The organism is Marinobacterium sp. xm-g-59 (assembly GCF_013283315.1).
In the GTDB taxonomy this organism is placed as follows: Bacteria; Pseudomonadota; Gammaproteobacteria; order Pseudomonadales; family Balneatricaceae; genus Marinobacterium_E.
In genome coordinates, this window is sequence record NZ_WBYR01000001.1 from 446,837 (window position 1) to 460,467 (window position 13,631).

Sequence of the window (13,631 nt, forward strand, 5' to 3'; positions counted from 1 at the left end):
GAACCGATTACTGGTTAGCGTTAACGTAGTCGATTGCTAGCTGAACTGTAGTGATTTTCTCAGCTTCTTCATCAGGAATTTCAGTTTCGAATTCCTCTTCAAGAGCCATTACTAGTTCAACAGTGTCAAGTGAATCAGCACCGAGGTCTTCTACGAAAGAAGCTTCGTTAGTCACTTCTTCTTCTTTAACACCAAGTTGCTCGGCGATAATTTTCTTAACGCGATCTTCAATATTGCTCATATCGATTCCTATAATGTTTCAACGCCCACTGTATCTATACTGACACTTTGGGAATTTTAGAAAACCGCTGCTTACATAAAAGATAAGCAACAATTGTTAACTGGGTGCAATTATCCGCTATCTGATGGAAATTACAACCTTTTATACGGTAAAAAACCACACCTAAACGGGGGTTTTAACCCATGTACATACCACCGTTGACCTGGATCGTTTCACCGGTCACATAACCGCCAGATTCGCTGCATAAGAAACCAACGACTGCTGCGATCTCTTCAGGCTTACCTAGACGTGACAGTGATATCTGAGACTGCAGCATCTCTTTATGTGCTTCAGGTAGATCAGCCGTCATATCGGTATCGATGAAACCAGGCGCAACACAGTTGACCGTCACGTTACGACTACCTAATTCACGAGCCAATGCACGTGAAAAACCTTCCATACCTGCTTTAGCTGCTGCGTAGTTTGCTTGACCCGCGTTACCCATAGAGGCCACAACAGAGCTGACGCTGACCACACGACCCCAGCGCGCTTTTGTCATGCCGCGTAGAACACCTTTAACCATGCGGTAGACTGACGAAAGATTGGTATTCAGCACAGAATCCCACTCATCATCCTTCATACGCATCATCAGGTTGTCTTTAGTAATACCAGCATTGTTGACCAGAATGGTAACCGCACCGAACTCCTCTTGGATCTGTGCCAGTACCGCATCAACCGACTCTTTATCAGAGACGTTTAGTACATAACCTTTACCCGCATTACCGGCTGCAGCTAAGTATTCAGTGATTGCACTAGCACCACCTTCACTGGTCGCAGTTCCTAGAACGGTAGCGCCCTGTGCAGCGAGATTCTCTGCGATCGCTTTACCGATACCGCGGGTAGCACCTGTTACTAGCGCAACTTTATTTTCTAAACTCATCTTTTAATCCTTAGCTATTTTGTGCTTCTAGGGCTTTATCTAGACCCGCAGAATCACCAATATTCAAAACGGTTAATGCGCGATCGACTTTCTTATTCAGACCCGACAGAACTTTACCTGGACCACACTCAACGGTGCGATCAACACCCAGTGCTAACATTGCTTGTACGCTCTCAGTCCAACGCACTGGACTGTACAGCTGCTGCACCAACAGATCACGCAATTCAGCAACATCTTCACAGGTCGATGCATTGACGTTGTGAATGAGTTTAATCGCTGGCAGTGTAATCTCAATCTTTGCCAATGCTTCAGCCAACTTCTCAGCTGCTGGCTGCATCAAAGCACAGTGAGAAGGCACCGATACAGGTAGCTCTACTGCACGTTTAGCACCCGCCTCTTTACAAGCTTCCACACCACGCTCAACCGCTGCTTTCTCACCGGCAATTACGACCTGACCTGGGCAGTTAAAGTTAACAGCAGAGACCACTGCACCTTGAGCGGCTTGCTCACAAGCAGCCACAACAGCCGCGTCATCAAGACCAAGAATTGCCGCCATCGCCCCAGTACCAGCAGGAACCGCAGCCTGCATCAACTCGCCACGAAGGCGAACCAGACGCACACCGTCAGCCAAGGAGATAGCACCAGCACAAACTAGCGCGGAGTATTCACCCAGTGAGTGACCTGCGACAACCGAGGGTGCTTCACCACCCTGCTGTTGCCATAAACGCCACAGAGCGACACTCGAAGTCAGCAGAACGGGTTGTGTATTCTCAGTGCTATTAAGAACCGCTTCAGGCCCCTCTTGAGCAATAGCCCAAAGATCCTGACCTAAGGCTTCAGAAGCCTCTTTAAACGTATCCGTGATAATAGAGTGCTGTGCAGCTAGATCACTCAACATACCGAGTGATTGTGAACCTTGGCCTGGGAAGACCAATGCAAGTGATTGAGACATGTTGTCCTCGATTAACTGTCGGAGATTAACTCCATAAAAATTCCTAATGCGGAGTTTACATCATATGAGGAATATCTGAACCCTTAAGGGGAACTGTTTAGATCCTGAGCAACCTGATCCGCCAACTGGTTAGGCAGATCGGCTTTAAGCATATTCAGAGTGTTTTCTAAAGCCGCCTTAAAGTCATTAGCGTTCGCAGCACCATGACTTTTAACGACCAGACCATTCAAACCTAAAAACAGTGCACCATTTCTTTGACCTGAATCGAGCGATTTAGTCAGGGCTGTCAGCATTGGGCTAGCCAGCCATGCGATGACTTTACTGTAGAGTGAACCTGCAAACACCTGGCGCAGTCGATGAGCTAGCAGCTTAGCGACCCCTTCGCTACTCTTTAGGGCCACGTTACCGACCAGACCATCACAGACGATCAAATCCGCTTCACCAACAAACAGATCAGCGCCTTCAACAAAGCCGATGTAGTTCACCTCTGGAAGTTCCGCTATCTGAGCACTCGCTTCACGAAGCGTCTCGTTGCCCTTGGTCTCTTCAGAGCCTACGTTAAGCAGACCAATTTTTGGATCTCTACCTGTTGTAACCCGCACCAAAGCGCGCCCCAACACAGCAAACTGCTTTAGCATCTCTGGGGATGAGTCTAAGTTAGCGCCCAAATCGACGACCTGACACTCGCCTTTCAAGGTCGGCATAGCTGCAGAGATAGCGGGACGATCGATCCCCTGAATCATTCCCAAGGTGCGTCTCGCAAGGGCCATCAAAGCCCCCGTATTGCCAGCACTCACAACGGCACAGGCCGAACCTGATGCGAGCTGATCCAGAGCTAACTGCATTGAGCTGTCCGAGCCTTCACGCAGAGCGGAAATTACCCTCATATCGGCCGTAATAACCGATGAAGCATGCACAAGGCTTAACTGTGAATTAGCGTCTTTAGGAAGATAGGGAGCGATCTGCTCTTGATCACCCACAAGGGTAATCGATAGATCAGGGTGATCTTTAAGAACTGCGAGGGAGGCCTCAACAGTAATACGGGGACCGAAGTCCCCGCCCATTGCATCAACAGCGATGCAATAACTGTGTTGCACGGCTAAGACTTACTCGTCGCCTTTTGCAACAACCTGACGACCGCGGTAGAAACCGTCAGCTGTCATGTGGTGACGACGGTGAGTCTCACCAGTAGTCTGTTCAACTGAAAGAGTTGGGTTGCTAAGTGCATCGTGTGAACGGCGCATATCGCGACGTGAACGAGACTTTTTGTTCTGCTGTACTGCCATGGTTTTTACTCCTGGATCTTACTTTACTAGCGCTACTTCTTAAGGCTCGCTAGCACACTAAATGGATTCGGTTTTTCAATCTGCTCCGCAGGTATCTCATCTTCGCCGAAGGACATTTTTACTGAACAGTCATCATGATAACAGACGGCTGGTAAACTCAGTATCAACTCTTCTCCGACCAAATCTGCAAGATTTACATCATCCTCTAACAGTAGAGGATCATAGTAACGGGGCAAATTCTTGGCCTGCTCTTCGTTTAACACAACGGCTAAACTGAACTCTGCTTCCAATTGCAATGTCACTGGCTCCAAGCAACGTTGACACTGTTGCTGAACTTCAACGTTCGCTTGTCCGGTCACAGTTCTTAGCTTCTGCTCATCAAGGGCAAAAGCCAGTTCTACATTGACATCACCACAGGGACTGACCAGCAAGGAGCAGAGCTGAGGCATAGATTGCAGTGCAATAGTGCCTGTTAAAACTGCTTCCCGCTCGGCAAGTTTCCGAGGGTCGACTTTTTTCGGAAGAGGGCCGTTCGACATAAGCGCGCAATTCTAGGGATCTGAAGCCCAACTGTAAAGGAATATATGCCATTAATTGAGGATATTTGTTAGGTTAGAGCCTCTTTAGCTAACAAAAGCCCAATCTGCACAAAATCGCAGCGGAATATCGATGAAAAGCCACCAATTACCGATCGTTTTAGCCTCAAGCTCAAAATATCGCCGCGAACTACTGTCTCGCATTTTAAATGAGTTTGAACACGCCTCTCCCGACATCGATGAGACGCCAATAGCCGGTGAGTCTCCAGAGGCTTGTGCGGCTCGTTTAGCCCAACTGAAAGCCAAGGCGTTAGCTAAAGAGTTCCCTGCACACTGGATTATAGGGTCTGATCAACTGGCTACGCTTGACCAGCTGATTCTTGGCAAACCTTTAACCAAAGAGAGAGCGATTACCCAGCTCTCTTTGTGCAGCGGTCGGCGTGTCAGCTTTCTAACCTCTTTGGCGCTTTTCAACAGCCAAACTGAGGAGACTAGAGAGTATCTAGAAGAGGTTGTCGTGACCTTTAGAGAACTGTCAGACGCAGAGATCACAGCTTACATTGATCGCGAGCAACCGCTGGACTGCGCAGGCAGTTTTAAATGCGAGGGGTTAGGTATCACACTGTTTGAGTCGATTGAGAGCAGAGACCCTAATACTCTAATTGGCCTGCCACTGATTGGGTTAAACCATCTATTACTAGAAGCGGGCATCAACCCGCTTCTAAAATAGACGCTATTAGCGATCTATTTGAACTGGATAGAGCTCGTTATACCGAGAGTGTTCATAACCTGACTGGCCACCCCAACACCTAGACGCTCTGCCAAGCGTTCAACCGCGTTTGGACGGTAGCTGTAATCAATTAGATGATCGGTATTAAACTGTTCGCGAGCAACAGAGCTAGCACTGCCTAACCCATCAACCAAACCCAATTCAACGGCCTGTTCACCTGTCCAGATTAGTCCAGAGAACAGCTCAGGGTTATCAGCAAGACGATCACCCCTACCCTGCTTCACAGCGTCAATAAACTGTTGGTGAGTAGTATCCAACACAGATTGCCAAAAGCGCTTCTGTTGATCCGAGAGCGGCTGGAAAGGGTCTAGCAGTGCTTTGCTGTCGCCTGCGGTAAGAGCACGGCGTTCAACCCCTAGCTTCTCCATCAAATCGACAAAACCAAATCCACTTGAAATGACCCCAATTGAACCTACCAGGCTGGCTTTATCCGCATAGATAGCGTCCGCGGCACTGGCTAGGTAATAACCGCCACTGGCGCCAATATCGGTAATAACGGCCATCACCGCCTTATCAGGATAGAGTGCACGGAGTCGAACAATCTCATCATAGACGTAACCGGCTTGAACAGGACTACCACCCGGGCTGTTAATACGCACAATAACACCGAGACTGTCAGATGCCTCAAACGCATCGCGCAGAGAGGTGATCAACAGATCAGCACTGGCTTCGCTGCTGTCTGAAATAACGCCACGCACTTGAACCACTGCCACATGTGGCTTAGAGATCTCCTCAATGGAGGCGAACTTCTCACTCCACAGAAAAAAGCCTGCGATACCAAACAGATAGATAAAGGTCAGAGACTTGAAGAAGATGCCCCAACGGCGAGATCGGCGCTGCTCACGGTTGACGTTATCAACCAGCTTTTCAAGCAAGCGCCAGCTTTTTGAATCGGTACTGTCTACAGCAGGCTGATCACTCTTCTCATTAGTTTGCACAACCGTTCCACTAGCCTGCTCAATACTCTCTTTTGAATCACTAGGCTTTTCACCCCAAGGATTGTGTTCCACATTAACTCCTTAACCAATCCACTAACTCATTAAAATGATCAAACACCTGCAACGGTTCAAAGGCATGCAGATCATCCACCTCATGCACCCCATAGCTCATAGCCACTCGATCAATACCCGCACTGCGCGCCATCTCCAAATCATAACTGGTGTCACCAATCATAAGGACTTCGCTAGCATCCAAACCTGTCTCTTCTAGGATCTCATGCAGCATCAAAGGATCTGGCTTGGATGCCGTCTCATCAGCACACTTGGTCAGTTCAAAATGGCCCGCCAACTCTGTATCAGACAGGACGCGATCCAAACCACGGCGGCTTTTTCCAGTCGCGACCGAGAGTCGATAGCCATGCTGTTTGAGTAGCCCCAGTCCATCAAATGCACCGTCAAATAGCGCCGTGGGTGTCTGATCAACCTCTAGATAGTGTTTACTGTAACCCTGCCGAATGAGCTCTCGCGTTGCGGCATCACATTCAGGCATGACTTTAAGAATAGCCTCTGGCAAGCCAAGGCCAATAATATCTCGCACTGACTCATCACTGGGGATTCTTAGACCTAGCTCACGCGTAGCGCCCTGAAAACTGGATACGATACGCGCTTGAGAATCGATTAAAGTTCCATCCCAATCGAAAATAAGTAGCCTATACTTCACGTAAACCTCAAAGTTTGAGCATTATGTATTTAAACAAGCGTCTAACACTGCTGTCGACACTGCTGATAGTCAGCTCAGTCTACAGCACCTCTGCGAAAAGTGAGAGTTCGCAGACCATCTATAAATTTCGCAACGAGTCAGGCGTGCTCTCGTTCAGCGATCGACGCCCTAAACAGACCACTCATTATGAAATACTCAAATTTGACTGTTATGCCTGCCGGTCAAACCCATCAATCGATTGGCACACTGTGCCTCTAAACACTCGAGACTTTCGCAGCATTACACAAATCACCGCCAACCAAGTCAAGGTTGACGAATCTCTTATTCGCGCCGTGATTCATGCGGAGTCGGCATTCAAAAGCAACGCGCTCTCTTCACAAGGGGCAATGGGTTTGATGCAGCTAATGAAAAAGACAGCACTCTCCCTAGGTGTCGAGAACCGACAGGATCCTAGCGCGAACATCTTTGCCGGGAGCCAATACCTAAAAGAGCAGCTAGAGCAGTTTGGTGACACAAAATTGGCCCTAGCAGCCTACAACGCAGGGCCAACGGCTGTAAAACGTTACCAAGGCATACCACCCTATCCCGAGACAGAGCGCTACATCGAACGTGTAATGATTCTTAAAGCACGCTACGACAAAGCACTCTAGAAAGCATTTAGGCTTAGCTAAAATTTAGGCAATAAAAAACCGCAGGCCGGATAAAGGGGGAGTTCCAGGCTGCGGTCAGCAGTAATAACTGCTCATTTAGAGGCTTTCAAGCTGGTGATTTACCAAATAGGGCTTAAAAAATGCCCTGCTTGTAGAACAGTAGACCCTCTGTGAAGTCTTTTAGTTCCGTGAATCTGTAACTTTTTTTGAAAAAATTTTAAATCTGTTTAAAAACAACAACTTATAAAATAGAAAAAATTACAGCCGCTCAACTAAGAACGGGCTGTGGATAATAGACCTATGCTGGTCAATTTTCAATCAATCGTTAACTCTTTTTCGCTAACCAGCAGACCGTTGTTATCAGCGTAGAGATATTCACCCGGAATGAAATCAACACCGCCAAAACGAAGCGTGACATTTAATTCCCCCGCCCCTTTTTTCTCGGTCTTCAACGGGTGGCAGCCCAACGCTTGAACACCTAGGTCAAGATCACCAATGGCATTCACGTCACGGATACAGCCGTAGATAACAATACCCGACCAGCCATTCTTGACTGCTTTCTCAGCCAGCATGTCACCCAACATCGCGCGACGCATAGAGCCACCGCTATCAACTACCAGCACTCGACCTTCACCAGGTAGCGCAACTTGTTCACGAACCAAGGAGTTATCTTCAAACGCTTTGATCGTCACGATCTTTCCGCTAAAGCGTTCACGACCGCCAAAGTTACCAAACATCGGTTCAAGAATGCGCACATCATCTTCATAGCGATCGCACAGTTCGGGTAGTAGATCTTCCATCGATTTCTCCTGATAGATTTTAAGATTTTAGACGAAGGCCATCCGCTTCAATTTGGATCTTGCCCTCTTTCAACAGCTGACCAATCGCCATTTTGTAGGCTTTTTTACTGCAACCAAAACGGGCATTAATCGCTTCAGGCGGACTCTTATCACCCAGTGGACAGAAGCCGCTGTTCGCCTCCAACTCAGCCAACAGCTTATCGGCAACAGACCCGACTCGTTTATAACCAGGTGGCGTCAGCATAAGGTCAATCTGTCCATCCTCACGAACCTGCTTAACATAGCCCGTCAGACGCTGACCCAATTTCAAATGCTGAGTGAGGTCTTGACGATGGATAAGGCCTTCATAGCGATCATTGATGATGCAGAGCATGCCTAAGTCAGTCATACGCCAGGGCAGCATTTCAACCAGCATCTCTTTGTTTAGGTCGGTTGGGTTGGACTCAAGATAACGATCCGTTTTCATTGAGGCCGCGATACGGTTCGAGTTATCAATGTAGATGAAGACATTCACCCACAGACCTTCCGTCACATCACGCTGCTGCTCTGAGAAAGGCAGCAGCAGATCTTTAGATAGTCCCCAATCCAGGAAAGCACCTATCGGCGTGGTCTCTTTAACACGCAGTCGAGCGAATTGACCCACTTCCGCTTTGGGATGCGCCAAGGTCGCGATCTCTTGATCTTGGGAGTCAAGGTAGACAAACACACGCAGCTTATCGCCAGGCTTAGTACCTTCAGGCACTTCACCTCGAGGGAGCAGTATGCCGCCACCATCACCTGTCTCTAAATAGACACCGTATGGACTCTCTCGCAACACCGTTAATTGATTGCGCTTACCGAGTTCAAACACGCCTCTCTCCCAATATTAAAAACCCTATGATAACCGGTTAGGCCAGAACGAAAAACGGCCAGGGAGTGAATCCTGACCGTTTTTAAGGATTTAGCCTCTTTTAGGCTTTGTCATTCGCCAAGTAGAACCAGGTATCCATGACTGAATCAGGGTTGAGTGACACACTGTCGATACCCTGCTGCATCAACCAACGGGCAAGATCAGGGTGGTCCGAAGGTCCTTGTCCACAGATACCCACATATTTACCCTGCGCCTTACAGGCGGTAATCGCCATCTCAAGAAGACGCTTAACCGCTTCGTTTCGCTCATCGAACAGATGCGCAATAAGGCCCGAATCACGGTCCAAGCCGAGTGTCAGCTGAGTCAGGTCGTTCGAACCAATTGAGAAGCCGTCAAAGTACTCAAGGAACTGGTCAGCGAGTAGTGCGTTGGATGGGATTTCACACATCATGATCAACTTAAGACCGTTCTGTCCGCGCTGAAGCCCATTCTCCGCCAACAGATCTACGACCTGTTTTGCCTCGCCTGGTGTGCGTACGAACGGCACCATGATCTCAACATTGGTTAGACGCATCTCATCACGGACACGTTTCAATGCACGACACTCCAGCTCAAAACAGTCACGGAAGTCTTCAGAGATGTAGCGAGCAGCACCACGGAAACCTAGCATTGGGTTCTCTTCATGCGGTTCGAACGATTGACCACCGATCAGGTGACCGTACTCATTAGATTTGAAGTCCGACATACGAACGATCACTTTCTTAGGGTAGAAAGCGGCCGCAAGCGTTGAGATACCCTCAGTCAATTTATCAACGTAGAAATCAACAGGCGATTTGTAACCTGCGATGCGGCGTTCAATAACCTGACGCACATCACGTGGTTGCTCCTCTAGATTAATCAACGCTTTCGGGTGAACACCAATCATTCGGTTGATAATGAACTCTAAACGCGCCAGACCAACACCAGCATTCGGCAGTGATTGGAAGTCAAAGGCACGGTCTGGGTTACCCACGTTCATCATAATGTCGAACGGCAGCGATGGCATCTGTTCAACATTGTTTGTAGTGTGTTCAAAGTCTAGACAACCCGCGTAGACGTAGCCTGTATCACCTTCTGCACAGCTAACAGTCACCTCTTGGCCGTCAGTCAGTGCAGAGGTTGCATCACCACAGCCCACGATAGCAGGAATACCTAACTCACGTGCAATGATCGCCGCGTGACAGGTACGACCACCACGGTTCGTTACGATCGCTGATGCACGTTTCATAACCGGCTCCCAATCTGGGTCGGTCATATCCGTTACCAACACATCACCATCCTGAACGGTGTGCATCTCATCAAGTGACTTAACAAGACGAACAACACCGGCGCCAATTCGGTGACCAATCGAACGACCTTCAACGAGGACCTGACCCTTCTCTTTCATCAGGTAGCGTTCGATCACGGTTTTTTGTGTCTGACTGCGAACCGTTTCTGGACGAGCCTGAACGATGTAAAGCTGACCATCATCCCCATCACGAGCCCACTCGACATCCATTGGACGGCCGTAGTGGTTCTCAATGATGACGGCAATGCGCGCCAACTCTTCTACCTCTTCATCCGTCACACAGAAACGGTTGCGATCCGCATAAGAGACATCGACCGTCTCTACCGCCTTACCCGCACTGTGCTCATCCGTGTAGATCATCTTGATCGCTTTAGAGCCCATGGTACGACGAAGAATCGCAGGAGCGTTCTGCTTTAGAGTGGGTTTGTAGACGTAGAACTCATCAGGGTTAACTGCGCCCTGAACAACGGTTTCGCCCAAACCGTACGCGGCGGTGATGAAGACAACGTGCTGGAAACCTGATTCTGTGTCCAATGAGAAGAGAACGCCCGATGCGCCGGTCTCACTGCGAACCATGCGTTGAATACCCGCAGATAGCGCTACTTCAGCGTGAGTAAATCCTTTGTGAACTCGGTAAGAGATGGCGCGATCGTTATATAGGGAAGCAAACACCTCTTTGATCGCGTGTTTAACATTATCTAGGCCTTTAATATTTAGGAAGGTCTCTTGCTGGCCAGCAAAAGAGGCATCTGGCAAATCTTCTGCAGTCGCCGATGAGCGCACTGCGACACTGATCTCAGCTTGGCCATCCAACATCTCTGCGTAAGCTGTTTCGATCGCAGCATCCAATTCAGGTTGAAAATCCGCATCCATAATCCACTGACGAATCTGACCGCCAGTTTCCGCCAATGCACGCGTATCATCTGCATCCAGCTCATCAAGACGTGCATTAATACGATCCGCCAAACCACCATAGGCTAGGAACTCTCGATACGCTTCGGCAGTCGTGGCAAAGCCACCCGGTACACGCACACCGGCTTCACTCAATTGACTGATCATTTCACCAAGAGAGGCATTCTTACCACCTACTTTTTCCACATCGGTCATGCGCGCCTGATCAAGACGAATCACGTATTCTGTCAAAGCACTATCTCCTAAACTTTGGTCGTTAAACTGAGTATTTACTACCCAATACACGCCATACTAGAGGAAGAAAAGAGAAATAAAACCCCCTTTTAAAAATGTAATTTCGCTACAAAAACTCTAGTATAGGGCATTGAATTTAGTCGAATTGAGTATCCAAAATGAAGCGCACCGCTTTCTTTATATCGGACGGAACCGGCATCACAGCTGAAGTTCTTGGTAACAGTCTGCTTAGCCAATTTGAGTCGGTAGAGTTTGAAGAGATCACCCTTCCCTACATCGATACACCCGAAAAGGTCGAAGCCGTTATTCAACGCATTAACGAAACAGGCAAAAAAGACGGACATCGTCCAATTGTGTTCGATACCTTTGTTAATGCAGAGTACCGCGCAATGATCGCTGATGCTGAGTCCTACAACATCGACATCTTCTCGACCTTTTTAAAACCGCTTGAATCCGAGCTCGATACCGCATCGACCTACACGGTTGGTAAATCACACGCGATTAACCAAATTGATCGCTACAAGGCCCGTATCGATTCGGTTAACTTTGCGTTGGATAACGATGACGGCGCCAGAACTCAGCAGTACAAAGAGGCTGACATTATCCTAGTAGGTGTCTCCCGTTGCGGTAAAACACCCACCTGCCTCTACATGGCACTGCAGTACGGTATTCGCGCCGCCAACTACCCACTGACCGAAGAGGATATGGGCGGTGAAGATCTACCCGATATTCTTAAGCAGCACCGTGAAAAGCTGTATGGATTGACCATCGATCCGTTCCAGCTTGCCGCGATTCGTAATGAGAGACGCCCAAACAGCCGATACTCGTCACTCGACCAATGCGATCTTGAGACTCGCACGGCTGAGCGCTATTTCCGCCAGAACAATATGCAATCGATCAATACCACCAACTTCTCGATTGAAGAGATCAGTACACGCATCATGGCCGATGCTAATCTCAATCGACGCATTGTTTAGGAGCCTATCATGCCACTACCCACACCGGCTGCGAGGACGCATCGCCATACACGACAGGTCACCTGCACTGGCTATCAGCGTGAAGATGGGCTTTGGGATATTGAAGGCCATCTCGTCGATACCAAAGCTGATGAGATGCCATTAAGTGAATTTATCTTAAAAGCGGGCGACCCACTGCACGATATGGCGATCCGCCTGACTGTTGATCTTGATCTGAACATACACGCCGTTGAAACCACGATGGATGCCACCCCCTACACAATGTGTCCAGGTATCGCACCGGTATATAAACAGTTAGAGGGAGAGTCGATTAGACCCGGCTTTACCAAAAAGGTGAGAGATCTGTTTGGCGGCATTCAAGGCTGTACACACCTGGTTGAGCTATTAGGTCCAGTAGCGACAACGGCCATACAAGTCACCTTTCAAGAGCGCCATCGATTAGCAAAAAGCACGGCTGAATCACCGGTTTCCGCGCAACTCAACAGCTGCCACACCTACGCTGAAGACTCGCCTGTCGTCGAACAATATTGGCCCGAACTCTATAAAGGTTAACCAGTATGGCACTGATCGACAGAGATAACTGCACGCTATTCGTAATTGATGTTCAGGGGAGGTTGCTACCGGCTGTGCAATCACCAGAACAGACCCTCGCTAATACCGTCGCACTGGTTGAGGTGGCGCAACTTCTTGAGATACCCATCGCCTACTCTGAACAGTATCCACAAGGTCTTGGAGCCACTGAAGAGTCGCTACTATCGCTTCTTGAAGGTAAGGCTGAGCGGTTCGAAAAACAGAGCTTTTCATGCGTAAGTGAACCACAGATAAAAACCGCGTTGAATCAGTGGGAGCGCAAACAGATCATCATTGCAGGCATGGAGACACATGTCTGTGTTCTTCAAACAGTCTTAGAACTTAGTGAAATGGGATTTCAGGTTTTTGTGGTCGAAGACGCTGTCAGTTCACGAAAGGCCGAGGATAAAGTGCTGGCTCTTAAGCGAATTCAACAAAACCAAGTGACCCTGGTTTCAAAAGAGATGGTGATGTTTGAGTGGTTAAAGCGTGCCGATCATCCTAAGTTTAAAGAGATCAGTAGAGAGTTCATTCGATAGATAGCTAGAAACAGAAGAGCCAGCTATTTGCTGGCTCTTTAGCAACTAAAATTAATGACTACTCTTGTGGGAACTTGTAGTAGGTCTTGTTGAGGTAAGCCGTAACATCGGCAACCTCTTCCGGGAACCAGCCGACATTCATCTTGTCGTTACAGCCCTGAACCCAGGCCTGTTCAAGATTTTTATAGCTGGAAGCCATACGGTCTGAACGAGTGTAAAAGGCAGGTTCGTGACAGGTTGCGCAGGTCACATCATCACGCATTTCGCCGTTAATCTCTCGCTCAAAATAGGTTTCATCATAAAGCTCCTTGCCGTTATCCGCGTCGGCAGCAAGTGCTACGACAGGGGTCAACAGAAGGGCTGCAAACAGAGTACTTTTTTTCATTTTC

Annotated in this window: 17 protein-coding genes; 5 read left to right on the top strand and 12 right to left on the bottom strand. The window is 48.5% G+C overall.

Features of this window, described 5'->3' with window-relative positions:
• Positions 1–7: 7 nt before the first annotated feature.
• The 6 genes from acpP to XMG59_RS02135 all read right to left on the bottom strand — a co-directional run bounded on the left by acpP (position 8) and on the right by XMG59_RS02135 (position 3,937).
• Complete coding sequence (gene acpP, locus XMG59_RS02110) at positions 8–241, bottom strand: acyl carrier protein (protein ID WP_173481599.1); 234 nt, start codon at positions 239–241, stop codon at positions 8–10.
• A 175-nt stretch (positions 242–416) separates the two neighbouring features.
• Positions 417–1,160 (bottom strand): 3-oxoacyl-ACP reductase FabG, encoded by a 744-nt coding sequence (gene fabG / locus XMG59_RS02115; RefSeq protein WP_173481600.1) that lies wholly within the window; start codon positions 1,158–1,160, stop codon positions 417–419.
• Between the two features lie 10 nt (positions 1,161–1,170).
• The gene (gene fabD / locus XMG59_RS02120; RefSeq protein WP_173498144.1) at positions 1,171–2,112 is read right to left on the bottom strand and encodes an ACP S-malonyltransferase; all 942 of its coding nucleotides are present in this window, start codon (positions 2,110–2,112) and stop codon (positions 1,171–1,173) included.
• Positions 2,113–2,195: 83 nt separating this feature from the next.
• Entirely contained in the window at positions 2,196–3,209 is a 1,014-nt protein-coding gene (gene plsX / locus XMG59_RS02125; RefSeq protein ID WP_173483199.1) for a phosphate acyltransferase PlsX, read from the bottom strand.
• Between the two features lie 9 nt (positions 3,210–3,218).
• Positions 3,219–3,398, bottom strand: a complete 180-nt coding sequence (gene rpmF, locus XMG59_RS02130; RefSeq protein ID WP_173481603.1) for a 50S ribosomal protein L32 — start codon at positions 3,396–3,398, stop codon at positions 3,219–3,221.
• A gap of 32 nt (positions 3,399–3,430) precedes the next feature.
• The gene (locus tag XMG59_RS02135; protein ID WP_173481604.1) at positions 3,431–3,937 is read right to left on the bottom strand and encodes a YceD family protein; all 507 of its coding nucleotides are present in this window, start codon (positions 3,935–3,937) and stop codon (positions 3,431–3,433) included.
• A 130-nt stretch (positions 3,938–4,067) separates the two neighbouring features.
• Between XMG59_RS02135 and XMG59_RS02140 the strand changes: the two genes are divergently transcribed.
• The gene (locus XMG59_RS02140; RefSeq protein ID WP_173481605.1) at positions 4,068–4,664 is read left to right on the top strand and encodes a nucleoside triphosphate pyrophosphatase; all 597 of its coding nucleotides are present in this window, start codon (positions 4,068–4,070) and stop codon (positions 4,662–4,664) included.
• 14 nt (positions 4,665–4,678) lie between these two features.
• On the opposite strand, the gene XMG59_RS02145 is transcribed toward XMG59_RS02140, so the two are convergent.
• Together XMG59_RS02145 and XMG59_RS02150 are read right to left on the bottom strand one after the other, a co-directional pair.
• Positions 4,679–5,734: a S49 family peptidase gene (locus XMG59_RS02145; RefSeq protein ID WP_173483200.1), complete on the bottom strand. Its 1,056-nt coding sequence runs from the start codon at positions 5,732–5,734 to the stop codon at positions 4,679–4,681.
• Position 5,735: 1 nt separating this feature from the next.
• Positions 5,736–6,383, bottom strand: coding sequence for an HAD-IA family hydrolase (locus XMG59_RS02150; RefSeq protein WP_173481607.1), 648 nt, complete (start codon positions 6,381–6,383; stop codon positions 5,736–5,738).
• A 23-nt stretch (positions 6,384–6,406) separates the two neighbouring features.
• On the opposite strand from XMG59_RS02150, the gene XMG59_RS02155 reads away from it, so the two are divergent.
• Positions 6,407–7,033, top strand: coding sequence for a lytic transglycosylase domain-containing protein (locus tag XMG59_RS02155; RefSeq protein ID WP_173498145.1), 627 nt, complete (start codon positions 6,407–6,409; stop codon positions 7,031–7,033).
• Positions 7,034–7,347: 314 nt separating this feature from the next.
• Here XMG59_RS02155 and rraA read toward each other — a convergent pair whose 3' ends face one another.
• From rraA to ppsA, 3 genes are all read right to left on the bottom strand, one after another.
• On the bottom strand, positions 7,348–7,833 hold the full coding sequence (gene rraA / locus XMG59_RS02160; RefSeq protein ID WP_173481609.1) for a ribonuclease E activity regulator RraA: 486 nt from the start codon (positions 7,831–7,833) through the stop codon (positions 7,348–7,350).
• Between the two features lie 19 nt (positions 7,834–7,852).
• Positions 7,853–8,683: a S1-like domain-containing RNA-binding protein gene (locus XMG59_RS12260; protein WP_173498146.1), complete on the bottom strand. Its 831-nt coding sequence runs from the start codon at positions 8,681–8,683 to the stop codon at positions 7,853–7,855.
• 100 nt (positions 8,684–8,783) lie between these two features.
• Positions 8,784–11,153 (bottom strand): phosphoenolpyruvate synthase, encoded by a 2,370-nt coding sequence (gene ppsA / locus XMG59_RS02170; RefSeq protein WP_173484298.1) that lies wholly within the window; start codon positions 11,151–11,153, stop codon positions 8,784–8,786.
• Positions 11,154–11,314: 161 nt separating this feature from the next.
• Between ppsA and XMG59_RS02175 the strand changes: the two genes are divergently transcribed.
• From XMG59_RS02175 to XMG59_RS02185, 3 genes are read left to right on the top strand one after another with little or no spacing between them, the layout of a single operon-like run.
• Positions 11,315–12,133: a pyruvate, water dikinase regulatory protein gene (locus XMG59_RS02175; RefSeq protein ID WP_173498147.1), complete on the top strand. Its 819-nt coding sequence runs from the start codon at positions 11,315–11,317 to the stop codon at positions 12,131–12,133.
• Between the two features lie 9 nt (positions 12,134–12,142).
• Positions 12,143–12,685 carry a DUF2889 domain-containing protein gene (locus XMG59_RS02180; protein ID WP_173481612.1) on the top strand — a complete coding sequence of 181 codons (543 nt, stop codon included), beginning with the start codon at positions 12,143–12,145 and terminating at the stop codon, positions 12,683–12,685.
• Positions 12,686–12,690: 5 nt separating this feature from the next.
• Positions 12,691–13,242 (top strand): hydrolase, encoded by a 552-nt coding sequence (locus XMG59_RS02185; protein ID WP_173483203.1) that lies wholly within the window; start codon positions 12,691–12,693, stop codon positions 13,240–13,242.
• 58 nt (positions 13,243–13,300) lie between these two features.
• Here XMG59_RS02185 and XMG59_RS02190 read toward each other — a convergent pair whose 3' ends face one another.
• On the bottom strand, positions 13,301–13,627 hold the full coding sequence (locus XMG59_RS02190; protein WP_173481614.1) for a hypothetical protein: 327 nt from the start codon (positions 13,625–13,627) through the stop codon (positions 13,301–13,303).
• Positions 13,628–13,631 lie beyond the last annotated feature (4 nt).

Excerpts from the sequence above, each read along its gene's own strand:
- acpP (WP_173481599.1), bottom strand. The coding sequence starts at position 241 with ATGAGCAATATTGAAGATCGCGTTAAGAAAATTATCGCCGAGCAACTT.
- fabG (WP_173481600.1), bottom strand. The coding sequence starts at position 1,160 with ATGAGTTTAGAAAATAAAGTTGCGCTAGTAACAGGTGCTACCCGCGGT.
- fabD (WP_173498144.1), bottom strand. The coding sequence starts at position 2,112 with ATGTCTCAATCACTTGCATTGGTCTTCCCAGGCCAAGGTTCACAATCA.
- rpmF (WP_173481603.1), bottom strand. The coding sequence starts at position 3,398 with ATGGCAGTACAGCAGAACAAAAAGTCTCGTTCACGTCGCGATATGCGC.
- XMG59_RS02135 (WP_173481604.1), bottom strand. The coding sequence starts at position 3,937 with ATGTCGAACGGCCCTCTTCCGAAAAAAGTCGACCCTCGGAAACTTGCC.
- XMG59_RS02140 (WP_173481605.1), top strand. The coding sequence starts at position 4,068 with ATGAAAAGCCACCAATTACCGATCGTTTTAGCCTCAAGCTCAAAATAT.
- XMG59_RS02155 (WP_173498145.1), top strand. The coding sequence starts at position 6,407 with ATGTATTTAAACAAGCGTCTAACACTGCTGTCGACACTGCTGATAGTC.
- rraA (WP_173481609.1), bottom strand. The coding sequence starts at position 7,833 with ATGGAAGATCTACTACCCGAACTGTGCGATCGCTATGAAGATGATGTG.
- XMG59_RS02175 (WP_173498147.1), top strand. The coding sequence starts at position 11,315 with ATGAAGCGCACCGCTTTCTTTATATCGGACGGAACCGGCATCACAGCT.
- XMG59_RS02180 (WP_173481612.1), top strand. The coding sequence starts at position 12,143 with ATGCCACTACCCACACCGGCTGCGAGGACGCATCGCCATACACGACAG.
- XMG59_RS02185 (WP_173483203.1), top strand. The coding sequence starts at position 12,691 with ATGGCACTGATCGACAGAGATAACTGCACGCTATTCGTAATTGATGTT.
- XMG59_RS02190 (WP_173481614.1), bottom strand. The coding sequence starts at position 13,627 with ATGAAAAAAAGTACTCTGTTTGCAGCCCTTCTGTTGACCCCTGTCGTA.